The sequence below is a fragment of the Kibdelosporangium aridum genome (assembly GCF_900176515.1).
In the GTDB taxonomy this organism is placed as follows: Bacteria; Actinomycetota; Actinomycetes; order Mycobacteriales; family Pseudonocardiaceae; genus Kibdelosporangium; species Kibdelosporangium aridum.
Map to the genome: position 1 here is coordinate 277,410 of NZ_FWXV01000011.1, position 25,168 is coordinate 302,577.

The 25,168-nt window shown below is 65.9% G+C and carries 28 protein-coding genes; 10 read left to right on the plus strand and 18 right to left on the minus strand.

Annotated elements, in window-relative coordinates:
* Positions 1-134: 134 nt before the first annotated feature.
* The gene (locus B9C43_RS43955; protein ID WP_160097128.1) at positions 135-593 is read right to left on the minus strand and encodes a hypothetical protein; all 459 of its coding nucleotides are present in this window, start codon (positions 591-593) and stop codon (positions 135-137) included.
* Positions 594-688: 95 nt separating this feature from the next.
* Positions 689-1,996, minus strand: coding sequence for an AAA family ATPase (locus tag B9C43_RS43960; protein ID WP_084433309.1), 1,308 nt, complete (start codon positions 1,994-1,996; stop codon positions 689-691).
* Between the two features lie 226 nt (positions 1,997-2,222).
* Between B9C43_RS43960 and B9C43_RS43965 the strand changes: the two genes are divergently transcribed.
* Positions 2,223-2,810, plus strand: a complete 588-nt coding sequence (locus B9C43_RS43965; protein WP_084433310.1) for a dihydrofolate reductase family protein — start codon at positions 2,223-2,225, stop codon at positions 2,808-2,810.
* 174 nt (positions 2,811-2,984) lie between these two features.
* Here B9C43_RS43965 and B9C43_RS43970 read toward each other — a convergent pair whose 3' ends face one another.
* Positions 2,985-3,812, minus strand: a complete 828-nt coding sequence (locus B9C43_RS43970) for a class I SAM-dependent methyltransferase (protein ID WP_084433311.1) — start codon at positions 3,810-3,812, stop codon at positions 2,985-2,987.
* Entirely contained in the window at positions 3,809-5,668 is a 1,860-nt protein-coding gene (locus tag B9C43_RS43975; RefSeq protein ID WP_160097130.1) for a TIGR03773 family transporter-associated surface protein, read from the minus strand. Before B9C43_RS43975 ends, B9C43_RS43970 begins: the two co-directional genes overlap by 4 nt.
* A gap of 107 nt (positions 5,669-5,775) precedes the next feature.
* Here B9C43_RS43975 and B9C43_RS43980 point away from each other — a divergent pair, with 107 nt between their 5' ends.
* The 3 genes from B9C43_RS43980 to B9C43_RS43990 all read left to right on the plus strand — a co-directional run bounded on the left by B9C43_RS43980 (position 5,776) and on the right by B9C43_RS43990 (position 7,512).
* The gene (locus B9C43_RS43980) at positions 5,776-6,420 is read left to right on the plus strand and encodes a choice-of-anchor M domain-containing protein (RefSeq protein WP_084433313.1); all 645 of its coding nucleotides are present in this window, start codon (positions 5,776-5,778) and stop codon (positions 6,418-6,420) included.
* Positions 6,421-6,431: 11 nt separating this feature from the next.
* Entirely contained in the window at positions 6,432-7,070 is a 639-nt protein-coding gene (locus tag B9C43_RS43985) for a choice-of-anchor M domain-containing protein (protein ID WP_084433314.1), read from the plus strand.
* A 79-nt stretch (positions 7,071-7,149) separates the two neighbouring features.
* Entirely contained in the window at positions 7,150-7,512 is a 363-nt protein-coding gene (locus B9C43_RS43990; protein ID WP_084433488.1) for a Fur family transcriptional regulator, read from the plus strand.
* Here the strand turns inward: B9C43_RS43990 and B9C43_RS43995 are convergent.
* The 9 genes from B9C43_RS43995 to B9C43_RS44030 form a co-directional block, all read right to left on the minus strand.
* Positions 7,509-8,363 carry an anchored repeat-type ABC transporter permease subunit gene (locus B9C43_RS43995; RefSeq protein WP_084433315.1) on the minus strand — a complete coding sequence of 285 codons (855 nt, stop codon included), beginning with the start codon at positions 8,361-8,363 and terminating at the stop codon, positions 7,509-7,511. The genes B9C43_RS43990 and B9C43_RS43995 overlap by 4 nt on opposite strands.
* Positions 8,360-9,115, minus strand: a complete 756-nt coding sequence (locus B9C43_RS44000; protein ID WP_084433316.1) for an anchored repeat-type ABC transporter ATP-binding subunit — start codon at positions 9,113-9,115, stop codon at positions 8,360-8,362. The genes B9C43_RS43995 and B9C43_RS44000 overlap by 4 nt, the downstream gene beginning before the upstream one ends.
* A complete protein-coding gene (locus B9C43_RS44005) occupies positions 9,108-9,911 on the minus strand; it encodes a TIGR03773 family transporter-associated surface protein (protein WP_200825969.1) in 804 nt (267 codons plus the stop codon). The genes B9C43_RS44000 and B9C43_RS44005 overlap by 8 nt, the downstream gene beginning before the upstream one ends.
* Positions 9,908-11,341: an anchored repeat ABC transporter, substrate-binding protein gene (locus B9C43_RS44010; protein WP_235039203.1), complete on the minus strand. Its 1,434-nt coding sequence runs from the start codon at positions 11,339-11,341 to the stop codon at positions 9,908-9,910. The genes B9C43_RS44005 and B9C43_RS44010 overlap by 4 nt, the downstream gene beginning before the upstream one ends.
* A 166-nt stretch (positions 11,342-11,507) precedes the next feature.
* Positions 11,508-12,329, minus strand: coding sequence for a class I SAM-dependent methyltransferase (locus tag B9C43_RS44015; protein WP_084433318.1), 822 nt, complete (start codon positions 12,327-12,329; stop codon positions 11,508-11,510).
* Positions 12,326-13,462, minus strand: a complete 1,137-nt coding sequence (locus B9C43_RS44020; RefSeq protein WP_084433490.1) for a GTP-binding protein — start codon at positions 13,460-13,462, stop codon at positions 12,326-12,328. The genes B9C43_RS44015 and B9C43_RS44020 overlap by 4 nt, the downstream gene beginning before the upstream one ends.
* A gap of 137 nt (positions 13,463-13,599) precedes the next feature.
* Positions 13,600-13,737, minus strand: a complete 138-nt coding sequence (locus tag B9C43_RS57120; RefSeq protein ID WP_160097132.1) for a hypothetical protein — start codon at positions 13,735-13,737, stop codon at positions 13,600-13,602.
* A gap of 147 nt (positions 13,738-13,884) precedes the next feature.
* Positions 13,885-15,456 carry an acyl-CoA synthetase gene (locus B9C43_RS44025; protein ID WP_084433319.1) on the minus strand — a complete coding sequence of 524 codons (1,572 nt, stop codon included), beginning with the start codon at positions 15,454-15,456 and terminating at the stop codon, positions 13,885-13,887.
* Between the two features lie 9 nt (positions 15,457-15,465).
* Positions 15,466-15,963, minus strand: coding sequence for a pyridoxamine 5'-phosphate oxidase family protein (locus B9C43_RS44030; protein ID WP_033383737.1), 498 nt, complete (start codon positions 15,961-15,963; stop codon positions 15,466-15,468).
* A gap of 45 nt (positions 15,964-16,008) precedes the next feature.
* On the opposite strand from B9C43_RS44030, the gene B9C43_RS44035 reads away from it, so the two are divergent.
* The 3 genes from B9C43_RS44035 to B9C43_RS44045 all read left to right on the plus strand — a co-directional run bounded on the left by B9C43_RS44035 (position 16,009) and on the right by B9C43_RS44045 (position 19,192).
* Complete coding sequence (locus B9C43_RS44035; RefSeq protein ID WP_084433320.1) at positions 16,009-16,602, plus strand: acyl-CoA-like ligand-binding transcription factor; 594 nt, start codon at positions 16,009-16,011, stop codon at positions 16,600-16,602.
* Positions 16,603-16,696: 94 nt separating this feature from the next.
* Complete coding sequence (locus B9C43_RS44040; RefSeq protein ID WP_084433321.1) at positions 16,697-17,827, plus strand: S1 family peptidase; 1,131 nt, start codon at positions 16,697-16,699, stop codon at positions 17,825-17,827.
* A 186-nt stretch (positions 17,828-18,013) separates the two neighbouring features.
* Positions 18,014-19,192 (plus strand): cyclase family protein, encoded by a 1,179-nt coding sequence (locus tag B9C43_RS44045; protein ID WP_200825970.1) that lies wholly within the window; start codon positions 18,014-18,016, stop codon positions 19,190-19,192.
* A gap of 136 nt (positions 19,193-19,328) precedes the next feature.
* Here the strand turns inward: B9C43_RS44045 and B9C43_RS44050 are convergent, their stop codons facing one another.
* Positions 19,329-20,540 (minus strand): MFS transporter, encoded by a 1,212-nt coding sequence (locus B9C43_RS44050; RefSeq protein ID WP_235039204.1) that lies wholly within the window; start codon positions 20,538-20,540, stop codon positions 19,329-19,331.
* 118 nt (positions 20,541-20,658) lie between these two features.
* On the opposite strand from B9C43_RS44050, the gene B9C43_RS44055 reads away from it, so the two are divergent.
* Both B9C43_RS44055 and B9C43_RS44060 read left to right on the plus strand, forming a co-directional pair.
* Complete coding sequence (locus B9C43_RS44055; RefSeq protein WP_084433323.1) at positions 20,659-21,591, plus strand: substrate-binding domain-containing protein; 933 nt, start codon at positions 20,659-20,661, stop codon at positions 21,589-21,591.
* 168 nt (positions 21,592-21,759) lie between these two features.
* Positions 21,760-22,962: a serine hydrolase domain-containing protein gene (locus B9C43_RS44060; RefSeq protein WP_084433324.1), complete on the plus strand. Its 1,203-nt coding sequence runs from the start codon at positions 21,760-21,762 to the stop codon at positions 22,960-22,962.
* 84 nt (positions 22,963-23,046) lie between these two features.
* Here B9C43_RS44060 and B9C43_RS44065 read toward each other — a convergent pair whose 3' ends face one another.
* Positions 23,047-23,439: a hypothetical protein gene (locus tag B9C43_RS44065; protein WP_084433325.1), complete on the minus strand. Its 393-nt coding sequence runs from the start codon at positions 23,437-23,439 to the stop codon at positions 23,047-23,049.
* A 90-nt stretch (positions 23,440-23,529) separates the two neighbouring features.
* On the opposite strand from B9C43_RS44065, the gene B9C43_RS44070 reads away from it, so the two are divergent.
* The gene (locus tag B9C43_RS44070; RefSeq protein ID WP_084433326.1) at positions 23,530-23,898 is read left to right on the plus strand and encodes a MerR family transcriptional regulator; all 369 of its coding nucleotides are present in this window, start codon (positions 23,530-23,532) and stop codon (positions 23,896-23,898) included.
* A 43-nt stretch (positions 23,899-23,941) separates the two neighbouring features.
* Here the strand turns inward: B9C43_RS44070 and B9C43_RS57125 are convergent, their stop codons facing one another.
* The 3 genes from B9C43_RS57125 to B9C43_RS44080 all read right to left on the minus strand — a co-directional run bounded on the left by B9C43_RS57125 (position 23,942) and on the right by B9C43_RS44080 (position 24,950).
* The gene (locus B9C43_RS57125) at positions 23,942-24,109 is read right to left on the minus strand and encodes a hypothetical protein (protein WP_160097134.1); all 168 of its coding nucleotides are present in this window, start codon (positions 24,107-24,109) and stop codon (positions 23,942-23,944) included.
* Positions 24,110-24,195: 86 nt separating this feature from the next.
* On the minus strand, positions 24,196-24,612 hold the full coding sequence (locus tag B9C43_RS56140; protein ID WP_033383749.1) for a MerR family transcriptional regulator: 417 nt from the start codon (positions 24,610-24,612) through the stop codon (positions 24,196-24,198).
* Complete coding sequence (locus tag B9C43_RS44080; RefSeq protein WP_084433327.1) at positions 24,609-24,950, minus strand: hypothetical protein; 342 nt, start codon at positions 24,948-24,950, stop codon at positions 24,609-24,611. Before B9C43_RS44080 ends, B9C43_RS56140 begins: the two co-directional genes overlap by 4 nt.
* Between the last annotated feature and the right edge of the window lie 218 nt (positions 24,951-25,168).

A 25,168-nucleotide genomic window follows, 5' to 3' on the forward strand; every position in this document is an offset into this window, starting at 1 on the left:
CCCACCTCGCTCAACCATTGAGCTCCGGCCGAGCATCATCCTCAGCGAGGCTTCCGGTTTTCTTGCGATACACCCAGGCGGAACCGCAAGGTAACGGCAAGTCGTCCGGCAGCACGTCAGTCCCGAGTGGACCACTAAGTACGCGGTCGCTGACTTTCCTGCTGTTCGCCGAGTTCCATGCCGGCCTGTCCGGTGGCCATCCTGAACACTCCGGCGCGGATACGCTCATGAAGTCCTTGTGGTGCCCGATCACCCCCGGCTCGCGCGAACAGGCGCTTCAGGCGTTCGACACGGGCCAGGAGTTCCAGGCAAGGCGTGCACTCGTCCAGATGCTCCAGAAGCTCCTCTTGGCGCTCCAGAGCCAACTCGACATCAACGAGGAGCCACAGCTCGTTTTCCTCGATGTGCGGACTCTGACGCGAGCGGAAATGTGCCGCGATCGAGCTGTGCCGGAGGCCGACCATTTCCGCGGCGGTGCCCGGATTTACGCGCAACAGCAGGGGTTGAAGTGACAACAGCACATCCCGAAGCCGCGGAACGCTGCTCGGTCCGCCGAGAGTGGATGCCGCAGCGAACAAGTCCTGCAGTGACATGACCGTTTCGGTCGTTTCGCTGGCAAGAACTGTGAGGACCGGGACCGAATCTGGTTGATCCATGAACTGGTCGTAGGCGTTGGCGAGAGCGTCTGTCATGCGTCACCCCGGCAGGCCACATCCGCGAGGGCGCGCGCCACCAGCCAGCTGCCTGCCGACCGGTCGACCAAGTCGGGAACGTCGGACTCGTGAACGGCACGTCTGGTGAAGTACGAGGTAAGTTCTGCTCGCGTCGGCAGGCAAGTTCGCACGGTTGTTCCGTGTGAGCCGACTGTGACCACCTGAACGGGGACATCGCGCAGGGACAGCAGTTGCTCCACGACGTGTTCATTGGCAGGCGCGGCGTCCATGACGACCGTGATCCGCCCGGTAGACCTGGTCGACATCCACTGGAGCAGTTCGGGCAAGGTGTGCGAGGGCGAGCCCAACTGCCGTGCGATCTTGACGGCGATGTCATCGGGCGAATCGCGCTCGGCGGGAAAGACCACGGCGTTGACGAACCGGCGGCCCAACGCTTTGGCCAGGTACGCCAAGGCCGTGGACTTCCCGCTACCGGCCGGCCCGCTGATCGTGACCAGTCTGTCCTCGGAGGCAACGGCCCTGGCCAGGTGACGAACCGGTCGCGTCAAGACGCACGACCGCGTCAGGTCTGTGATGATCGCGTCGGTGAGATCGTCCATCGCCGACCGCACAGAATTGCGCGCCAGCCACAGGGCCTCATCGCTGTACGGCACAGCTCGGTTGCTGTCAAAGGCAAGGTGCTGAGCTGTCTGCTTAGGACAATGGTCGGCAATGAGCCGCTTGAGGTCCGCGCATCGCAGGTGACTGCTGCTTCGGGGTTGGCCTTTGCGCAATATCGCGGTCAACGCGCGGGTGAAACAGCCGTCCGCCGCCGTTCTGTCGTCCGTGGCCGTCAGCACCTCGAATCTTCGGCCCGCCGAGCCGATCACTCGTACCCAGTGCTCCGCGGCCTGCGCCGCTCCCAATCCGGCGTGGCACGTGTCAATCAGGACGACAAGGCCGTCGAGCATCGAGTACTCTCGGACGGCTTCCTTGATCCGTTGTCCGAGCAAGTACGCACGTGCCGAGTTCGCCGGGCACGCGCTGTCGCGGGCCATGACGTAGAAGTCCTCGGACACGTACTCGCCATGACCCACCACGGCGAGGATGAGCGTCTCCTCAGCCTCCGAAGCCATCTGCACAGCCCGGTCGATCGCCGAGTCGAGTTGCGCGACCGTCGGGTCGATCAGCAGCTCCGCGTGGTCGCATGCCCCAATAGCCGGATCCGCCAGGACCGCGTGCAGATCGTGGGCGATTCCTGGCAGGAACGAGAGGCCAGGCAGCGTGTCGCATTGAGATCCGACGACCAGCGCACGTCTGCCTGCCACCCGTACAGGATCCATGTTCGTAGCTTCCGAAGCTAGTCCGCTGGACGGTCATCGCATACCGACACTGTGCCGGGACCACGCCTGTCCGAATCAGTGGCCATCGGTTCACAACGCAGGGCCGAAAGACCTCATCGAAAAATCTGTCGCCGAGGATGTCGAGCCTGGCCTGTCAGCTCCGTCCCAGGGCCGGACGCAGCCACCGGGCCGCGGCCCACCAGCACAAGGCGAAGGAGATCCAGCCATGGGAAAGATCGTTGTCTGCACCATGCTCAGCATCGACGGATACACCGACGGCGCCGGCGGCGACGTCATGGCGATGCCCATGGACGCGGCGTTCGCCCAGCACAACATCGACCGAACCCGCACTGCGACCTCGTTCCTGTTCGGCGCGACGACCTATCGCGGAGCCCTCACCTACTGGCCCGCCCAGCACAACAACCCGGACGCGTCACCACTCAACCACTACATCGCCAAGCGGTACGCCGACGGCATCCCCATCACCGTCGTCTCAGACACGCTGACCACCGACGAGACGGGCCCATGGCGTGATCAGACGACAATCGTCCGGCGCGCTGACAGCCACAATGCCGTCGCCAAGCTGCGCGAGCAGGACGGTGACGCCTTGATGTTCGGCAGCCGCACCCTCTGGACCGACCTGCTGGCCCACGGGCTGATCGACGAACTCCACCTGATGATCGGCCCCAAGATCGTGGCAGGAGACCATCGTGCCTTCACCGGAGTGCCCGAGACCAACCTGCACCTGATCGGTGTACGGACCTGGGGCGGATCGGACAACGTGGTGCTGAGTTACGCAACGAACCGCCAGTGATCACCGCTCCCGCGACACACTGCCTACCCCGCACGCAGTGTGTCGCGAGACCGCCATATCAGCTTGTCCACCTCGACCACCAGCAATGCGACCACGCCTGCGGCCAATGAAGGTATCGATCATGCCGTCGCGGTCTTGGCCGCCTGCGGCTGTCAGTTCACCCCAAGAAAATCGTTACCAGCGGACAGGGGCCGATGGGATCCCTGATCCGGCGTGCGTTCGGGGGCGGTAGCCGCTGCCGATCAACGTCGTGGCCTCCAGTTCGGTGACACCTCCGTCTCGAAGCGAAGAGAGGTAGAACCCGCGCACGGCTTCCACTGTGTCGGCAGAGAACTTGGCAAGTGCGCCTCGGTACCCGGATCCGAGGATCACCAGCCACGCCAGTTCGGGAGTCATCGTCAGCCGCAGCTCGTGCACAGCGACATCCACATTGGACAAGCCGCGCTCGGTCAGCCAGGCCGCGTAGCTGTCAGGTTGGTTGATCTGATCGAACAGGTGCGGCGGCCGTTTCTCCGGGAGTGGTGTCTTCGTGGCCTCTGCGACCGCCCTGCCGAGGTGCTCACCGGCAGCGGCCATCGCGTCGCCGCGCCAAATGGTGAACACGATCCGGCCACCCGGCCGGGCCAGGCTGATCAGCCGGTCGGTTCCGGCCGTCATGTCGGGGAAGAAGAAGATGCCGAGAGCCGACTGCACAATGTCATATCCGCCCGTTGCCCACGCGGTCACATCCGCTTGGTGAGCATGGAGTTGTGGCAGGTCTGTCGACAGCCGCCGCAACTCGTCGACCATGGAGGCGGACAGATCAACGGCGTCGACGAGACCGCCCGGCCCGACCGCTCGAGCCGTTGGAATTGCCGAAGCGCCTGCGCCACAACACGCGTCGAGGACACGCTCGCCCGGCTTCGGCATGGCGATGGCGACCGTGGCCGCGCCGATGGGATTCCAAAGGTGATGACCGAGCGCTGTGAAGTCGGCAGCGTCGAAAGCGTCACGGAGGCTCATCGGGCCTCGTTTCGACGTCGGCGAAGCACGAAGAGCAAGCCGCTGCCCAGCAGCACCAATGCCGTCCCAACAGCCAACGGCGGCAATATCGATACGCCTGTGCTCGCCAAACGGCTCGTGGCAGCGGAATTCGCTGTCCCGCTCGCGCCGCAGCCTGTTGTGGTGGTGGGCAGCAGAGTCTTCGGGTCGACGTCACCCACTGCGAAGGTCACGACCTGCTTGTCGGAGACGGTCGCTCCGGAGGTCAGCGTGACCGACTGGGTGAAGGTGAGCCGGTAGGCGCCGGACGCGGTGAACGCCCAGTTGCCGTGCGCGTGAGTGCCGAGCCGGATGCCGTAGTTGTCCGGCAGGCCGTCCTTGCTGTTGAAGATCACCACGGGTTTGCCGAACGGGTCCAGCTCGTACACGGCCATCGATCCCGGGCCGCTGACCTCGGTGAGCTGCCACTTCACGTCACCCGCCGCCTGCGCCGAGGTGATTTCCTCGGTGTTCCAGCCCAGCCAGACCACGTCCGGCTTCTGCGTCTGGGGGATTTGCCAGATCTTTGCCGAGACGGGACCCAGGAACGCGAACGCGTCGGACGGCACCGTGGTCGCCGCGGCGGCCTTGAGGTGGAATACGACCTGACCGGGCGCGCGCCACTGGGGCGTTCCGCCTGTGGTTCCGTCTTTTACTTGGGAGACAAGGCGCCCATCGATGACGCGGGCCGCGTAGTCGACATGGCCTTGGTCGAGGACAACACCGGTGCGGCTTGTCGTCGGCACACAGGATGTCGTTGTTGTGGTCGAATTCGAGGTGGTTGACTGAGTCGTGGTCGACGTCGGCTGCGTTGTCGCGCTGGTCGTCGTCGTGGTGCTCGTTGTCGTCGGGTTCGTTGTCGTCGGGTTCGTGGTCGTGGGACCGCCAACGACGTCATAGGGCACTGGTGCGGACACCGACGATAAGTAGTCGTTGGCGTAGCGCGGGATGAATTTCGCCGTCAGCGTGTGCTTTCCCGGCGACAGTGCCTGTGTGGTCAGCACGGCGGTGCCGCTGCTGACTTCGCTGTATCCCAACGATGTCGAGCCGTCGAAGAACTCGACCCAGCCCGGCGCGTTGGTGGGTGTCACGCTGCTCGTCAACGTCACGCCCGCCGCGGCCGTGAGTGTGGTGGTCGTGGCGTCAGCGACCACGTCCTGAGGATTGGTCCCGCCCACGAACCACGTGTAATCCACCGGCCCGGAACTCAGGCTGGCGCCCGCGGTCGTTGTGGCGGTGACCTCGAAAGTGAGCCGGTAACGGCCTGGCGCACCGAAGGCCCAGTTGGCGTGGACGTGGTGACCGGGCCCGACGCCTTCCCGCTTGCTGGTGTACGCGGAGTCGGCGGAGCTGAAGATCCGGACCGGCTGGCCGACGCCGTCGGTCTGGAACACCTCGACCCGGCCAGGCCCGGACACGCCACGCAAGTGCAAGTCCACAGTGTCCCCGGCCAGCACGCCGACCGGCACGCTCTCGGTGTCCCATCCGGCGAACAACAGCGACGGATCCTGCACCTGCGGCGCGATCCACACAGGACTGTTCGCGGGGCCGAGGAACGCGTACTCGGGTACGTCCGGCACGGCCAGCTGGCCTGCGTCGCGGAGTTGGAAGATGACGTCGCTCGCTTCGTAGAACTGGTACGGCGCGTTGCCTACCCGCGTCCTGAGCGCCAACCGACCGTCCGCGTACTGCACATCGACGGCATCGGTGTGCACATCGTTGAGCACCGTCCGGTTCTTGCTGTCCGGCGCGGCAGTCGCCGGAACTGCCGACACGACCCACGTGGTCGCGATCAGCACAGCGGCCGCCGCCCCGGCACTCAGCCAGCGTCTTGTCATCCCAGGTCCCCTCTCCCACTTACAGGGAATGATGTTCATCTTAGTTGAAAACGCTTATCGTGTTCAATAAGCCTCGCCGTGAGGCTCCTTCGATGAACGGAGAACCCATGCGTCTACGAAGCCGCACCGCCGTATTGGCTGGTGCGCTCGTGCTGGCCATCGGCACCGGCGTGCCTGCGCAGGCCGCACCGCTGGTCACCCTCGACACCGGACACGTCGACGTGGTCGATGTCGAGTACGCCGACGGCGGATTCGAGCTGCACATCCACCACGAGACCCAGGGCGAGCTCGACCCGGCCGACACGCTGTTGCGAGTGCTGCCCAAGGCCAAGACCACCGTGCCGGACGACCCGGCGTACGCCTTCCTCGGCGCGCCGGGCAGATCGGTCTGGATCCTGCCGCAGGTGCAGGACCCGGACCTGCTGTTCGCCGGGCTGTCCACAGAGGAACTGGAAGCCGGGGTCTTCACCGGTGACCAGGTCACTGTGACGCTGTGCGCGGTATCCGGTCCCGGCAAGGTCAGCGTGTTCACCACCGATGCCGTCGGCAACCCCGGCGTCGTGTTCAACAGCCGTGACGGTCTGCCGGACGCCACCGCTCTGCCGGTCGCCGGCCACCAGCACGCCAACTGGGCTTTCAGTGCGGCAGGCACGTACCGGGTGACGTTCCACGTCTCCGCGCGGCTGGCTTCGACCGGACAGGTGGTCACCTCCGAACCGATGACCGTCACCTTCAAGGTCCTCAACCCGTGACAAGGAACACCATGCGCTTACGCACAACCGTCCTCGCCGCCGTGACGGCAGTCGCCGCGACGCTGACAATTTCCCTTCCGGCTCAGGCGCTTCCCACCGTCACCCTGAGCGCGGGACACGTCGATGTGATCGATCCCGCATACACCGCGGGGACGTTGAAGATCGAGGTGAAGGACTCCACCACGGCGACCCCGGTGCACCGCGACCCAGCCGACGTGGTGCTCCAGGTCCTTCCCGGTGCCAAGACCACGGTGCCCAGCAACTCGGCGTACTCCTTCCTCGGCACGCCTGGTTCGACGGTGTGGGTCCTGCCCCAGACGCAGAACGCGAACCTGCTGTGGCCGGGTTGGAACACCGAACGGTTGTCCAGCAGCACCTTCACCACGACGCAGACCACCTTGTTGTCTGTCTCCGGTGGACAGTTCGCCATCTACACGACGAACGCCTTCGGCACCCCGACGGTGTTGTTCAACAGCGGCGATGGCGTGCCCGACACCCGGACAGTGGGCGTAGGCACACACGCGCACGCCAACTGGGCCTTCAAGTCCGCAGGAACCTACACGGTCACGTTCCAGGTCACCGGCACTCTCGCCGGTGGCGGGACGGTGACGTCCGCACCGGCCTCGTTCACATTCGAAGTCCAACCCTGACAGTACGGTGATTCCGGCAGCCGCCCTTGTGCGGCGGCTGCCGGTCTTCGCCGGCTGCAGTCACGCCGAAGGACTGCACATGCGCTTCTCCGGCAGAACCCAGCAAGTCTGGGACATCCTCGTCGAGCAGGACAGGTTCACGAGCGCGATCGAAATCCACCGCATGCTTTCGTCCCGCGGCGAGAACGTCGGACTGATCACGGTGTACCGCTCGCTGCACGCATTGGCGGGCGCCGGACACGTCGATGTCCTACTTGGACCAGATGGGCACCACCGCTACCGCCACTGTTCACCGGCGGCACACCACCATCTGCTGTGCCGGGAATGCCATCGCGCGGTCGAAATCTACGACTCACCACCCGGCTTGCAGGACCTCGGATTCGTTGACGACTCCGTCCGGATCACTCTCGTCGGGATCTGCGATGAGTGTACGGCGAGCTAGACCAGTTGTGCCTGACGCGCTCGCATCCGCGCCACGAGACCGTGTTTCGGCGCGAAGAACCACGCCAGCACGAAAACACCCGTCACCACAAGCACAATGAGCCCGCCCGCAGCCAAGTCGAAGGCATACGACAAGTACAACCCGACGAGACACGAGACACCGCCGATGATCGGCGCGAGCACCATCATCACGCCGAGCCGATCGGTGAGCAGCCGCGCGGTGCCCGCCGGGGTGATCAGCAGCGCGAGCACCAGGATGTTGCCCACGGCCTGCAGGGAAATCACGATCGCCAGCGTCACCATGACGTAGAGCGCGATGTCCAACGCGAACACCGGAAGACCGACCGACCGCGCCAGCTCACGGTCCAATGTGGCCGCGACGAGATGCTTGTGCAGCAACACAGCAACCAGCAGGAGAAGTGCACCGATCACGGCGACGTTGGTCACGTCCTGGTCGCTGATGCCGAGGATGGATCCGAACAGGAAGGACTCGAGCGAACCGCTGTAGCCGGGCGCGGTGGACAGGATCACGATACCGAGGCCGAACGCGGCGGCGAAGAGGATGCCGATCACGGAATCCTCTTTCAGGCGGCGGTTCTGTGCCAAGACCGCGACGAGGACCGCGGTGATCACACCCGCTACCGCACCACCGACCACAAGATCGAAGCCGAACACAAAAGCGACTGCGACGCCGGGGAAAACCGCGTGGGACACCGCGTCGCCGATGAAGGCCATGCCGCGCAGCACAACATGGCTGCCGATCACACCGCACACCACACCGGACATCGCCGCGACCAGGAACGCACGCTGCCAGAAAGCGAAATCCCACGGCGCGGTCAGAAATTCGATCACGCGCCCGCTCCCATCGTCCGCAACAACCCCTCGGACTGTGTCACTCCGAAGGCACGCAGCCAGATCGCGGGATCACGCAGCTCATCAGGATGCCCCGTGGCCACGACTGTCTCGTTGAGCAGGCACAACCGGGTCGACATTCCCGCCGCCGCGGCGAGATCGTGGGTGGTCATCATCAGCGCGTTGCCCTCGTCGGCCAACTGCGCGAACAACGTGGTCAGCAATTCCTGTGTCGGCACGTCCAGACCGGTGAACGGCTCGTCCAGCATCAACAGCGCAGGCTGCAACGCCAACGCCCGCGCCACCAGGACCCGCTGCCGCTGACCGCCGGACAACTCCCCGATCGGCCGGGCACGCAAGGCGGTCATGTCGACCCGCTCCAGCGCGTGCCCGACCGCGTCCCGATCGGCCTGCCGGGGACGCCGCATCCACCCGATCCGGTGCACCCGCCCTGACATCACCGCTTTCTCGACCGAGATCGGGAAGTCCCATGCGAACTCGTGGCGCTGTGGCACGTAACCGATCCGGCCACGGCTTTCGACCGCGGTCCGGCCATCGATCGTGATGACACCACGTCGTATCGGTGTCAGTGCGAGAACCGCCCGCAGCAGTGTCGTCTTGCCCGCGCCGTTCGGCCCGATCAGGCTGACCAGTTCACCGGAGTGCACGGTGAGCTCCACATCGTGTAGGACTTGGCGTCCTGCCAGATCCACCGCCAGGTCCCGGATCTTCAACACAGCCTTGTCAGCCACGTGTCCGTCTCCTCAGCGCCACAACAACAACGACCACACCCAGAACCACCACAGCGCCACCACCAACCCACGCCCACGGAAACGGCTGCGCTTCGCCGCTTACTGCAACTGGAGTCGGCGGGCTGGCAGGAGCCGATGTGGACACGTCGAACGCCTGCTCCGGCCGATCGTCACCAACGTGCACCCGCAGCGTCCGGCGATCAGCGAGGGCTTTGCCATCGATGGCCGTTCCGGTCATCTCGATGTCCAGCAGGTACGTGCCAGGCGCGGAGAACGCCCAATTGCCGTGCACGTGGGTGTTGGCCTCGATCCCGGTCTCCTGGGGATACGGCTTGGAACTGTCGAAAATCACCTGTGGCGCACCGAAGTTCCCGCTGAGGAACAACACGAACGTGCCCGGCCCACGCACACCGCCCAACCGCCACGCGACTTCCCGGCCGACCTTCGCGACCACCTCGGGGTCCTGGGTGTTCCAGCCCGGCCACACCACGCCCGGCCGCTGCACCTGCGGCAACAACCACACCGGACTGCCTGCCACACCAAGGAATCCATAGACAGCGTCGGATGGGATCTGTGTCTTGGCCGCGTCAGGAACTTGCACGACGACATCGGACAGATCCCGCCACACGGTCGGACTGACGGTGTCGTCGCGGATCTGCACAGTCCACTTGCCATCGACAAACCGCGGCCCCATGTCGATGTGACCGTCCGCGATCACTTTCGGTGTGTCAGCAGCCGCGAACGGCGCCACCAGCACCAGCACGGCGAAGGTCAGCGCGGCGAGACGCCGGATCACTGGTTGCCTCCCAGGCACTTCAGCAGTTCGTCGGCGTTGTGCCGCATCATGTCGAGATAAGTCGTTGCCTTGTCGTCGAACGCGTCGCCGTACAGCATGCACACCTGCACGTTCTGGTCCTTGGCCACTTGCGTGAGCACCGACGCGCGTTGCACCAGGTTCGGTTCCATGAACACCGCGGGCACCCTGAGGTTGCGGATCGTCTCGGTCAGCTTGCGGATGTCCTGCACACTCGGTTCCTGCGCCGGGTTCGGAACCACGAATCCGGCCACTGTCATGCCGTAGGCGTCGGCCAGATATCCGAACGCGTCATGAGTCGTGATCAATTGCCGGTTCGTGGCCGGGATACGCCCGATCCGCTCGGCCACGTACGCGTCGAGTTCGTCGAGTTTCCTGTTGTAGTCACGAGTGTTCTGATCGTAGGTGGCCGCGCCGTCCGGGTCCGCTCGCTTGAGCCCGTCGCGGATCAGCTGAGCGTATGCCTTGACGTTCTTGACGTCCTGCCACAAATGCGGGTCGATCTCGCCGTGCACGTGCTTGCCGAGCACGGCCTGCGGTAACTGGTGTATCTGGCTGCCCGGCTGGCCGAGGAACGCGAACCGCGGATCATCCGGCACGCTCACCAGCGCGCGGTTGGGAACGTCGATCACTGCCTGCTCGGCCGCAATCTCCGTCTGCTGCGCACCGCCCTTGGTGTCGTTGAACGTGTACAGCCTGCCGGAATCCAGATCGACAGTCAGATCCGTATGTCCCTTGTCCAGCACCGTCGTGCCCGCCACGGTGTGCGGGTCGATGCCGACAGCGAAGGTGAAAGTGCTCTCTCCCAACGGAGTTGGATTTCCGTCACCCTTGTCCAAGGCCGCGTTGAGCGTCAGCCGGTAGGTGCCCGGCTTGGTGAATGCCCAGTTCACGTGCGTGTGGGCGGCGGGCGGTAACGACGTCGAGTCCGTCGCCGCGCCAAGCCCGTCGGCGGAGTTGAAGTAGACCTTGGGTTGCCCCAACGACTCCGTCAGATACACCACCAGGTTCCCCGGCCCGTCAAGCTTGGTGGCCGACAACCGGACGTCCGAGGTCCTGGTGGCACCACGTTGGGCGCCTTCACCGCGTACCCGCAAACCGAGCCACAGCACGTCGAGCCCGATGTTCTCCACCAACGGGATCACATGCGCGCCATAGGTCTCCGACGCCTCGGCCAGCGAGATGTTCAGATCCTTGGTGCGCGCGTTGGCATCGATCGTCTTGATCAGTGACTGTTCTTCCAGCAGCAGATGATTCGTGAACGTCACGTCCGCCTCGGCGACGCGCGCGGCGTCCTTCGGCGTGGGTTCATAGGAGTGCGGATCACCCCCAGGCGGCACGATCGAGGAGACCTCGACCCGGTCACCGCCGACATTGCGGGCAAGGTCAGCGAGGATCTCCGTGGTCGTCACGACCTTCAGCCGCGTGGAACCGGACCCGCCGGCCGTCGAACACCCCAGCAGAAGTACGGCCCCCAGCACCGAGGCGACCCACCGCACACATCTTCGCCCGCGCACGAATCACTTCCCCAGGCCCGGTTCCACGACTAGCACACACTAACGCACATGGTAATCATTATCAAGTAGCGCTACCGGTGTGGACGGTTCGGGCAGTGAGCAGAGCGACGTCCGTACGACGGCCCAGCCAGTCAGGGGAATCTGGTTCGAGTAACCGGGTCCACGCGTCGCGGTCATCGGCATCCAGGAACTGCTGAGCCCGGCCGACTCTGGCGGCCAGTTCGGCGAGTGCGACGCGCCGAGCCGGACCTTGTAGCGGGGCAGGCAGGTCCAGCAGCACACTGCGACTGGTGACCTGCTCAAGACCGGCCGACCGCAGCAGGTCCGGCCACCCTCGCGGTTGACGTACAACCCCTTGCCTGTCTTGGAACCACGCGGTGAACCATTCGTTGTGCGCGGCGTCCAAGCGGACCTCGAGCCCAGGCCGGCCGACGCCCACATCCCACGGCAGGCAGCGCATCGGCAAGCCGCCTTCGCCCAACGCGAGCACACCTCCCGGGGCAAGCAGCCCAGCAAGCCCCGTCACGGCGACGCTCCACGACAAGGCGTGGTGCACACAGGCTCCGGACCAGACCAACGACACAGGCTCGGGCAGCGGTACCGGCCCATCGTCAAGGTCGTGCTTCAGCGTGCGAACCCGATCAGCCAGTCCGGCCTGTTCGGCCCGGTCACGTACGAGTTCGAGCATCGTTTCATCGTTGTCCACGGCGTAGACGCGACCGGTCGGGCCGACCCGCTCGGCGAGCCGCACGGTCATCGTGCCCGCGCCAGGCCCGATGTCGGCCACAGCGTCCCCGACGGGCAGCGGATCAACCAGTGCCCGCTCGGCAGGCGCGAACATTGCCTCCGCGGCAGCGGGATCGCCTGTTGATGGGCCGGTCATGACGTGTGCTCGTGCAGATCGGCGGTGTCCCACACTGGCAACGGGTCCACAAGCGTGCGCCAATACTCCGGCCCGGTCGCAAACTCCGCGTCGGTCAGCAATGCCGGATCCAGGCGGCGACGCGGTTCGTCAAGGTCGAGGCCGACGCCGATGAAGACCAATTCCTGGCGTGCCACGGGCTTTTCCAGCAACTGCCCGGGTTCCAGGGTGAGATTGGGTCCCGCCTGCGACCACACAGCGAGCACGTCGGGCCGCGTGGCGATGTGGCAGAAGCCCTTGCTGCGCAGCACACCGTCCCAATCGGACAATGCTGTCATCAGCCGTTCCGGGTGGAACGGCCGGGACGCGCGGTAGGTGACCGACCGGATGCCGTACTCCTCGGTCTCGGGCGTATGCCCGCCTGCCAGTTCGGCGGCCCATCCGGGAGTCTGCGCGGCAGTGATCGGGTCGTAGCGGCCGGTGTCGAGCACCTCTGACAGGTCGACGGCGCCGTGCTGGGCACGGATCATTCGTGCGGTCGGATTCATCCGGCGCAGTACGGCCTCGAGCATGGCGAGCTGCTCGGCCGTGACGAGGTCGGTCTTGTTGACCACCAACAGATCGGCGAACTCGACTTGGTCGACCAGCAAGTCCGAGACCGTGCGCTCATCCTCCTCAGCCGCGGCCATGTCGCGTTCGGCAAGCCGGTCCCCTACGGTCAGCTCGCGCAGGAATCCCGCAGCGTCCACGACAGTCACCATGGTGTCCAACTGGGCATGGTCGGACAGGCTCGTGCCGTCCTCAAAGGTCCAGTCGAACGTGGCGGCCACCGGCATCGGCTCGGAGATCCCGGTCGACTCGATCAGGATCGTGTCGAACCTGCCGCCACGAGCCAGCTCACCGACACTCTCGAGCAGGTCTTCCCGCAGCGTGCAGCAGATACAGCCGTTGGTCAGCTCGACCAGCCGCTCACTGGTGCGGTCCAGCCTGCCTTGACCGGCGACCAGAGCGGCGTCGATGTTGACCTCGCTCATGTCGTTGACGATCACGGCGACCCGCCGGCCCTCCCGGTTGGCCAGCACATGGTTGAGCAGCGTGGTCTTCCCGGAGCCGAGAAAACCGGACAGCACGGTGACAGGGGTACGTTCGACCATCTGCACATGATAATCATGTTCGACACTGCGGTGACAGCGGTCTTGACATCCTCACTTTCACGCGACCTGCGCGAGTCTCACGAACCAGGACGCGACGGTCCGCACACAGGCACGTCCATGGCGGGGATGCGGTCGCGTCAGGGGGCTCCGCCGCCACCCGGCGCGCCGCCCATGCCCAAGGAGATCTGCACGATGACCAGGACCATCCAGGCCGCCAGGAACAGCAGAACCCAGAACCGCCACTTGGTGAACATCGCTACAGCCACCTGTTCCACTGGCCACCCCGACGGTGACGGTGCACATATCCAGCTCGATCGGAGGTCGCGGTGACAGTCGCTCCGGATCCGAGCCACCCGCACCCCCTTCTGCCACGAGCCCTTACGCCGAGGCTAGCCACAAACCCGTTACGTGGGCGTCAATACTCAAGCGTGCAGGCTCGCGGCCTGGGAGAGGATCTCAGTGGCCCACTTGTAATCCGGTTTGCCTGACGGGGAACGCTGAATACGGCCCACGACGTGAGTCAGGCGCGGAAGTTTGTAACGGGCGATGAGCGGCGCGAGGTGGTTTTCAAGGTCTTGCCGGGTCGGGACGGGCGTGCCGGGGTGGAGTTGGAGTACCGCGGCGACTTTCTGGCCCCAGCGGGGGTCTGGGATCCCGGCCACCACGGCGTCGGTGATCGCGGGGTGGGTTTTGAGGGCGGCTTCGACTTCTTCGGGGTAGATCTTCTCGCCGCCGGAGTTGATGCAGATGGTGCCGCGGCCGAGGAAACGGACAGAGCCGTCGGCGTCCACTGTGGCCTGATCACCGGACAACGCCCAGCGGACGCCGTCGACTTCGACGAATGTGCGGGCTGTCTTGTCAGGGTCGCGGTAGTAGCCGAGGGCGATGTGGCCGCGGCGGGCTACCTGACCCACGGCACCGCTGCCTGGGATGACCGGTCGCAGAGCTTCGTCGAGGACGGTGGTGGTGTCGTTGACGGTGAACCGCCGGTCATGGTCCACTCCTGCTCCACTGTGGCCGGTCTCCGTGGATCCGAAGCTGTCCACTATGTACAACTCTGGCAGATGGGCTTGGAGACGGTCGCGGACGGGTTGGGTGAGCAGGGCTCCCGCGCTGGCGATGACGTGCAGTGATGGCAAGGACTGCGGTTCGGCGTCGAGTGCTTCGACTAGCGGCGTGGCCATCGCGTCGCCGACGATCATCATGGTCTGGCAGCTCTGTTCCTGGATCACGCGGATCGCACCGTCGCCGGTGTACTTGCGGACAAGGCACACCTTGCCGCCGCCCAGGAACGTGATGAACGTGGCGAGGACGGCGGTGCCGTGCATCAAGGGTGGCGCCGCGAACATCACGTGCGGGGCGGCGGCGGCCGCGCGTGGGCCGACTTCCTCGGGCGTGCTGAGAGGTGCGACGCCGCCGCTCATGGCGCCGAACAGCAGGTCCTCGTGTCGCCACATGACGCCCTTGGGAATGCCGGTGGTGCCACCGGTGTAGATGATCATGAGGTCGTCGGCAGACCGCTTGGGAAATCCTGAGCGGTCGCCCGGATGGGCACACAGCGCGTCCTCGTACCGTTGCGTGCCGGGCACGATCTCACCTTCGCCCACAGCCAGCAGGTGCCGAAGGCGGGGAACCTGCGGCAGGACAGCGGCCACGCGGTCAGTGAACTCGGTGTCGTACACCAATCCCACGAGATCAGCGTTGTCGTACAGGTAACGCAACTCGTCACGGACGTACCGGAAGTTCACGTTGATCGGCACCGCCCGGATCTTCAGCAGCGCCACGATAGTTTCGAGGTACTCGGGGCCGTTCATCATGTGACAGCCGACATGATCCCCCGCGCCGATACCGGCCGCGGTGAAGTGGTGCGCAAGGCAGTTGGCTCGCCGATCCAGCTCTTGGTAGGTCAGTGTCCGCCCCTCGGCGTACACGGCCTCCCGGCCGGGGACGGCGTCGACGATGTGCTCGAACAGGTCAGCGAGGTTGAATTCCATTGCCGTGCCTCACAAGTAGGCGGCGGTCGTACCGCCGAGCGGGAGCGCAGGCAGGCCGAGTTTGCGGTGGTCCCACGATCGGGTTCGCGTGACGTCAACCCGCACGGCGATCCGTTTGGCGAGCATGAACTCCACCATCGGCCTGGTTTCCTCGGTGTAGGGCCCGTTGTAGCGCTCCCACACGTTCACGCCGACCGCCCACAACGCGTCGGGGTCGTCGACGATCGTGGCGTGGCCTTCCAGCGCGACCCCGCGCAACGTGTCGTAGGTGTGGCCGGTCTCGATCATCACGGTGACCCGGTTGTCACGGCGGATGTTCACGGCCTTCTGCGACTTGGCCTTGGTCTCGAACCACACCACGCCGTCGATCACCGCGTACCACATCGCGACGAGATGAGGCTGCCCGGACGGGGCGATCGTGGCGAGTGTCGCGACCCGCTGTTCGGTCAGGAACTGGGTGATCTCTTCGGCGGACATCACGATCTGCGCGCGCTGGTTCACTCCCATGAGAGCCCCTTTGCCACTCGATGAGACGTAGTCCAGAATGAGACTGTGTCTCACAGTGAACCGGAGAGCCTCGCAGTTCGCAAGAGGCGGGCCACCTACGCCCGGATCGCCGCCTCGGCGGCCCGGCTCGTCGGCGCGCAGGGAATCGCCAACACCACGGTGGACCAGATCGCCGCGGACGCCGAAGTCGCACGCGCGACCTTTTTCCGTTACTACGACACAAAAGAGAGCGCTGTCGCCGAAGGCGTCACCGGGCCATGGCTCACCCTCGTCAGCGACGCGATCGCCCGCCAGCCCGATCACCTGCCCGCGAAAGACGCACTCGTCGCCGCCTTCAGCGAACTCGCCGGGCAATTCCCCGCCTACCACGACCAGATCCGGGAACTGGCCCGGCTCACCCGCTCGTCTCCCACCCTCGACGCCTGGACCACACAGGCATATCAGCGTTACGAACACGCCATCGCCGAACTGCTTGCTCCACGCTTCGCCAATGTCGAAGCACGCGATCCACGACCACGCCTACTCGCAGCACTCGTCATGGCCGCGGTGCGCATATCCCTCGACGACTGGATCGACCAGGGAGGCGATCTTCCCGAGCTCATCCACCGCGCCCTCGACTCGATCTCCATCGGGCCGTAACCGTTGACCTTGACGGCGGGCCGTCCCGCGTACCACAGTGTCTACGAGAGCGCTCTCATCCTCTCTCGACCCTGCGGAGAAGCGAGAGCACCACATGAACAGATCCAAGAAGCTGTGCGCGTCCGTCGCGGGCGCGCTCCTTGTGCTGGGCACCGGTCTCCTGGGTGGCGGCACGTCCGCCGCCGCGAGCCCGACACCACAAGAGGGCAGTTTTGTCGCCGCCATGCAGCGCGACCTCGGACTCACCGCCGACCAGGTTCAGACTCGGCTGAGCCAGGAAGCCACCGCCATGGCCGTCGACCCGGCCGCCAAAGCCGCGGCGGGAACCGCGTTTGGCGGGTCTTGGTTCGACGCGAGGACAGGGCGGCTCACGGTCGGCTTGTCCACGTCGGACAAGGCGGTGCACGACGCGGTCCGGGCCGCCGGTGCGGACACCGTCCACGTCGGACAGTCGCTCGCCGCGCTCGACGCGGCCAAGGCCAAGCTCGACACGCTCAAAGCACCAGTCGACGTCGCCGCATGGCGCGTCGACCCGCGGCGTGGCGGGCTGGTCGTCACTGTCCGGAAAGGCGGCGACACCGGGGACTTCCTCGCTGCGGCCCGCCAGTTCGGGCCCGTGATCGTCGAAGAGATCACCACGACGCCGAAGACATTCGCGGCCGGGACGGTCGGCGGCGACCCGTACTACATCAACGGCAACACGCGCTGCTCGATCGGATTCTCGGTACATGGCGGGTTCGTCAGCGCGGGCCATTGCGGCGGCGTGAACAGCTCCGTGGTGGGCTGGGACGGGTCATGGATGGGCACCTTCGCGGGCTCGTCGTTCCCGGGCAACGACTACGCGTTCATCCGCATCGGCGGCGGCTGGTGGACCGCGCCGGTCGTGCTCGGGTGGGGCGCCGTCCCCGACCGGTTGGTGCGAGGCTCGGCCGAGGCGCCGGTCGGCTCGTCGATCTGCCGATCCGGCTCGACGACGCGCTGGCATTGCGGCACGGTCCTCGCGAAGAACGAGACCGTCAACTACCAGCAGGGCGCGGTACACCAGATGACCAAGACCAGTGTGTGCGCCCAGCCCGGCGATTCCGGCGGCTCGTTCATCACCGGTGAGCAGGCCCAAGGCGTCACGTCCGGCGGGTGGGGCAACTGCTCCACCGGCGGTGAGACCTGGTTCCAGCCGGTGAACGAGATCCTTGGCGTCTACGGCCTTTCGCTGGTCACCGCCTGATCAACCCCACCAAGGTCGCAGTTCGCGGACTGCGACCTTGGTGGAGTTCAACGAAATCCGATCTTGACAACAGCTGGCCGCGTTGACCGCAGCGATGTTGTGCAGCGGTGACTCTCAGTACGCTGGCGAGTCATGCGACCCGACATACTGCGCACGCATCTACATAGCCGGCGCGATGTTCTTGGTTTGACAGCAAAGGCGGCGGCAGTCACGGCCGCTGTCTCGGTGGGCATGGACACGTCCACCGCGGCCGCCGAAGAGGAGTTCAGCGACCGCATGTTCTCGCTGGACGAGGTAGCGGGATGGGCCGAGCGCACCGCCCGCCGCTACGGCCGCGATGACCAACGGGGCACGTGGAACGAGGTGACGCCCGAACGGACCGGCCAAGCTTTGCGGCTGCTTGACGGGCGCGGCCCGGTGAAGACGTACAACCTGGGCGAACTGCTGCAGGACAACTTCCCGGCGTTCGCCGGTGTCCCGCCCAGGGTGCTGCGTCAGCGGCTGCTCGTCACCGGCTACCAGCCGCAGGGCGACTTCATCCCGTCCGCGAGCTACGACCCGCGGACGCATCCGGAGTCGGGCATCCTGCAATCGCCCACCCCGTTGGGCGCCAACATCATCTCCTTCCACGAGGAGCGGTTTCCGCACAGCGGCACGTACCAGATCGCCACCCAGCTCGACAACCTCGGGCATATCGGTGTCGGCGAGATCTACTACAACGGCTTCCGCGGGCCGGACATCGCCACTCCGCGTGGACTGGCCAAACTCGGCAACGAACACACCGGCCCGATCGTGACCCGCGGGATCGTCTACGACATCGTCGGGCTGAAGCTGGCGCAGGGAGCTCGTACCGACCTGTTCCGTTCACCCGTGAACGGTGAATGGGTGCTGCGCGACAACTATCGGATCACCCTGGCCGACCTGGGCGCTGCGCTCCGCAGGCAGGGCGTGCGCCGTGAGCCTGGGCCCGGCGACGTCGCGCTGTTGCGCACCGGGTGGACGCACCTGCTTGACCGAGCGGGGTTCGACAACCCGGAAAACCCGAACAACCGCCGGTACATCACCAACGAGCCGGGCATCTATCTGCGTGAGGCCCGGTACTTCGCGTCTCGCCGCGTCGCCATGGTCGGCAGCGACACCTGGGGACTCGAGGTGACCGATCCGGCCGTCACCGGCCAGAACGTCTTCCCGGTGCACCAGGTGCTGCTCACCCAGCACGGCGTGCGCATCGGCGAGGGGATCCGGACCGAGGAACTGGTCGCCGACGGCGTGTCGGAGTTCGTCTACATCGTCACGCCCCAGTTCCACGTCGGCTCCACTGCCGGAAACACCCCACCTGCCGCCCTCGCCGTGCCGCGACGCTGACCGTTCACGCAAAAGGCTCCGGTCGGCGGTCGCCAGTCCGCCGGCCTGAGTCAGGTCAGGTCGACGCTCGGGCTGACCCCATCGGCCGAGCTGATGAAGTCTGACTGCCGTCGCTCGGCCGCAGGCGGCCGAAGGATCATCCACCTTTTCGTGAACCTGCCCGCGTCAGCAGAACCAACGCGATCCCCATCCACAACGCCAGATAACCGAATGCGACGCTCGGCGCCACGAACGTGTACAGCAGACCCGCGACCGCACTGGCCGCGACATTGCCAGCAGCCTGCAGCGTCGCAAGGAGACCGAAAGCCGAACCTCGAAGTTCCTCGGGTGCCAACGTGGCCACAGCCGCGTGTTCGGCTGTCTCCGCGCACCCGATACCCAATCCGGCCAACGCGAACGCCGCTCCCAGCAACAGGATCACCGGCCCGGAGACCGCGAACACCGAATAAGCAAGCAAAAACGCCGCCACACCCAGCATCGTGACCACAAGCGGCCCGAACCGATCAGACCATCGGCCAGCGGGAAACGACACAACGGTGGCCGCCATGTTGTAGACGACGTACAGCCCGATCGCGATCTGGGTTGCCGTGTCGACACCGTGGCCGGGAGCGAGCAAGTCGGTCGCCCTCAGGATCAGCAACGTGGCCGCGACGTTGCCCACTTCGAACGCGGTGAACCCGGCCATCACGCGTCCGAGCTGTCCCCGCAGTACCGGCCGGACGCGGAAACGCAGCTCCCGTCGCTGCGCCACCTTGGGCGCTTTCGTTCGCCGGATCGCGTAGACGATCGCTGCCGCGGCAAGCAATCCGGGAATGACCGAGAGCAGGATCGCTGTTCGTACCCCGACCAGCGACACGAGACCAAGCGCGAGCAGCGGCCCGGCAATCGCGCCGAGGTTGTCCATGGTGCGCTCAAAGCCGTAAGCACGACCGTAAGCGTGCTTGGGCACTAAGTCCGCCAACAACGCGTTGCGGGCCGGTACCCGCAGACCACGAGCTGCCCACGCCGCCCCGCGCAGAACACCCGCCTGCACAGCCGAGCTCGCGGTGCCGATCAACGCCGAGAAAACCGCCGTGGCGGAATATCCGCCCACAGCAACCGATCGCCTCCGCTTTGGGTCGTCGGCCAACGCTCCGCCAACGAACCGCCCTGCTCCCGCAAGCCCTTCCGAAACACCTTCGATCACTCCGAGCGCCGCAGCGGGGGCACCCAACGTCGAGGTGACGAAGCTGGCCATGAGCGACGTCGGCACCTCATGACCCACATCGGCCAGAAAGCTGGCGGCGCCGATCCCACTGACTCCACGCGTCAACCACGGCCGTTCCGACACCGTCACCCACTCGCCCACGCCCCACAGGCAACAGCAGGCGAAACAGAATCGGCAGACTGTTTCCGCAGCTCGTGGCGGGATACAATGAGATCCCGAACCAATCTGTGTTCCTACTCAACGAAGCAGAGCACGCCGAATGGCCCGCTACATCGAGATCGCGTCACAGCTCGCCCAGCGTGTTCGGTCCGGTGACCTGCCGCCAGGCGCCTCGTTACCCGCGGTCCGGGCGTACGCGGCGGAGCTCGGGGCAACGTCATCCACGATCGTGCGCGCCTACCGCCACCTCGCCCGCGCTGGCGTCGTCATCGTGGCTGACCGCCGCCGAGCCCGCGTAGCCACCGATGGCGTCATCGCCGCGGCGCGTCTCCTCGAAGCAGACCGCGTCTTCCGCCTCGCCGGAAGCGACGACCCAGCGCTCCAGCTCCTGCTCGACCACACCACGCCCTCGGTGACACCAGTCGGCACGCGTGGCAGCTTCCAAGCATTACGAGCCCTTGCCCGTAGTGCCGCCGACGGCGCCGCGATCCACTTGCGACACCGCGACGGTGACTACAACGCTCCCTTCGCACGCGCGCTGCTGCGCGAGAACGACCCGCACATGCTCCACCTGTGGCGACGTGAACAAGGTTTGCTTGTCCCACGGGGAAATCCACGGAATCTCCGTAGCGCGGCAGACCTCGCCAGCTTGTTGGTCGCCCGCCGTGAACAAGGCGCAGGCACCCGTGTCCTGTTGGATCAACTGCTCATCGCCGACAACATCCAGCCGGACACCATCGCCGGGCCCGAACTGCACTCCCACCTCGAGATCGCACTCGCCATCGCGGCAGGCATCGCCGACACCGGCCTCGGCATCCGCGCCCACACCAGCGAACTCGGTCTCGACTTCGTCCCACTGACATGGGAGTCCTACGACATCGCCCTGCCCGGATCCGCCCTTGGCGCCGCGCAACCACTACTGACTGCCCTCAAAAGTCCCACCCTCCACAACGCCATCACCGAACTCGGCGGCTACGACCTCACCACCACCGGGACAGTCACGCGGCTTGTGCCAGCCCGTACTTCCGGATAGCCCGCCAGTCCTGGACCGCGATGTGTCCGGTGCCAGAAGATGCGCACTGTATTGGTTGTTGGGACGCCGTGTCAGGGGAGCTGACAGCGCGGTGACCGTCCTGTGTCAGGACGGTTGGCGATCGTTGCTGCCATGAACAGCTCATCGATTGCGGCCCCGGAGCCGCGAATGACCAGCGATGCCAACGACAACAAGGGCCGGATGCAGCGGCTCGTCCGGCGAGCGGGGGTCACGGCGGTGGCGGCCGCACTGCTGGCCGGGGCGGCGTTGTCCGGGGTGGCCGAGGCCGGGCAGGATCGCCCGGACCTGCAGGCGACGGTCCAGGCGATCGTCGACTCCGGTTTCGCCGGAGCGCAGCTAAGGGTGCACGACCAGCGCGGCCACTGGGTCGGCAGCGCCGGCGTGCGCAAGCTGGGCGAGACCGCGAAGCCGCCGACGAACGGGCGGTTCCGGATCGGCAGCAACACCAAGACCTTCGTCGCGACCGTGGTGCTGCAACTGGTCGCGGAGGGCAGTGTCGGCCTGGACGCACCGGTGGCCGGCTACCTGCCCGAGTTCGGCTTGGACCGGCGGATCACGGTGCGGATGCTGTTGCAGCACACCAGCGGGTTGTTCGACTACACCGGCGCGATGCTGCCCGACGGGACGATCGTGCCGGGGATTCCCTTGGTGGGCCAGGAGTTCGTGGACAACCGGTTCCACACCTACCGGGCGGAGGAGTTGGTGCGGTTCGGCTTGTCCAAGCCGGCGCTGTTCGCGCCGGGAACGGACTGGACCTACACCAACATCAACTACATACTGGCCGGACTGCTGATCGAGAAGATCAGCGGCCGCCCCTACGGCGACGAGCTCCAGCGCCGGATCCTGCGGCCGCTCGGGCTGCGGGACACCGTGGTGCCGGGCACGCAGCCGGGGATCCCCGGGCCGCACGCCCACGGCTACTACCGCTACCAGGACGCTGGGCAGTGGAAGACGGTCGACATCACCCGCCAGAACCCGTCCTGGGCGGGCAGCGCCGGTGAGCTGATCTCGACCACCAAGGACCTCCACACGTTCTTCTCCGCGCTGCTGGGCGGGAAGCTCCTCCCGAGCCCGCTGTTGGCCGAGATGCGTAAGCCGCACCCCAAGGGCGGCTACGGCCTCGGGTTGTGGGTGCAGGACGCGGGACCGGACTGCGGTGGCATCGTCCTCAAAGGCATGGGCGGCTTCCACGGCTACGGGACGATCATGGCAAGCACCCCGGACGGCAGCAGGGCCTTCGAGCTGTCGCTGACCTACGGTGACTCCGCGGCCGACCTGGGACAGGCGTACGACAAGGCCGACCGGACGCTCGTCAACAAGGTGATCTGCGGCGGACAGCCCGGTCGATGAAGTCACGAACGCCCGGCCGAGCAGGCAGACCCGGGTCGACACCCCCAGTCGGCCGACGGATTGCCTGCTCGGCCTTGGCGTGCGTCAAGGCGCCGAAGGCCGGGCGTGGTGCACGGAGTCCTTGGAGATGATCTCGATGCCGTGGCCGGTGAACCGGTCCCGCACCTCGTCGAAGCCGCTCGCGAGCGTGACCGGCAGTTCGTAGAACTCGTCAAGAACGGCCCGAGCCATGTCGTTGTCACCAACAGCCATGTCCCAGGCGACCTGTTGGCCTAAAAGGGAAATCTCGTAGGCGAAGAACGCACAGCAGGCCTTCTCCCGTGCCGCGAGGTCCCGCACCCAGGCCTCGACGCCAGGGTTGGCGTGGAACAGAAAGCGGATGCCCGTCCCGGTCCTTTCCCTGCCCGCAAGCGCCTCGCCGAACAGCCGCTTGTATTCGGCGAGACGCTCGTCCTCGGTGTCAGGCGCGGTGGTCATGTCACACACGATCGGTGTGGAAGCAGCTGGAATATCCATACCGCAGACCTTAGAGTCTGGACCTAACTCCAGAGTCAAGGGAAATCGGGCATGAAAATCGGACAGGTCGCCGAGCAGGCCGGTGTCAGCGTCGACACCGTGCGTTTCTACGAACGCCGCGGCGTGCTGCCCGCGGCACAACGCCGCCCATCGGGGTATCGAATGTTCGCACCGGACGCGGTCGACCGGATTCGCATGGCCAAGGCGTTGCAGGACTTGGGATTCACGCTGGACGAGATCGTCGACGCGCTGCACTCCCACGGCACCTGTGAGACCGAACGCTGGCGGCTGGAGGCCGTGGTCGACCGGCTCGACGCCAAGATCGCCGAACTGCGCCACGCCCGGCGCAACGCGATGAAAACCTTGCAGGACTGCCGATCCGGCCAGTGCGGACTCACGCCGCCCGAAAACCGAACGTAGCCGCCAAGACAGAGGGACGCGAAGGCACCAGGTCAGTCAGCCTTCAGCACGAGCATGCACCGGAACAGGTGTGTGGCCGCGTCCGCCGGTGGTGGAGGAACCACACTAGGCCTGCGATCACGAACAGCACCGCGGACACGACGAGCAGGCCGGTCGTCGCCGCGGCGACACCTGCACCGCCGAGCAGCCCCAGCGGCACCAATAGAGGCACTGCGCAACACCCTGCACAGGCGACTGCCGCTACAGCTGCGATCACCTTGCTGCGTTTGGGCGGCCCTGAAGCGGCATCGGGTCTGCTCATTCGAGTCCTTCCTGGACAGTGGCGAGGTCGACGAAGGGCAGCGGACAGTCCTCGCACGTGCAGTGCGACAGGCTGTCGCAGCGGGCGTCGATGACTTGGACGAGTCCCTGCCTGATCTTCGCGAGATCCGCCATCCGCTGGTCGACCTCGGCGAGCTTGGCCCGTGCGCGTGCCTGCAGATCCGGTGTCGGATGCCGCGGACGGCCGGTGTCCAGCAACTCAGCGACCTCGTCGAGTGTGAAGCCGAGCCGCTGGGCCGCTTTGACCATCCGCAGCAGTGCCACCGCGTTCTCGTCGTAATCCCGATAGCCGCCCAACGACCGACGCGGCTCCGGCAGCAACCCTCGCCGCTCGTAGTAACGCAACGTCTGCACGTTCACCCCGGCCGCCGCGGCCAACTCTCCCGACCTCATCGCCCACCCCGAGCGGTCAGGACGGCCTCGGCCTGCGCAGCCAGTCCATCCAGCACCAGTTCCTTGTCAGCGGGCACCCGGACGTCCACGATCACCTGGCCGCCATCGCGGCCAACAGCGAAGTCGAAGAACGCACAGCACTCCGCCTCCCGCGCGGTCAGGTCCCGCGCACGGCTCTCCACATCCGCGCCACCGCCGAGCCGCAACCGCAGCCACCCTGACTCTTCGCGGCTCATGTCGAGCAAAGAGGTGGTGAACAGCCCGTCGAACTCGGCGATACGCACCGCCTGCCCGGCAGTCGGCAAAGTGCACGCCTCAGTCAGCACCCATCCGGTCATCGCCGCCGAACCACCGAGTCCACCCTCGGTGGTGCAACCACATCCACAAGTCATGCCCTACCTCCGGGCTGCGCGAACCAGAACCAACACCGACAACGCTAAGGCTGTACCTCAGTACAACCTTCAACGAGACCTGCGTCACAGTCCGGTCGTGCTCGGACTCCAGCTCCATGGCCTGGTCCTGCCGACTCATCGCGGTTGACGCTTGACCTTGTAGT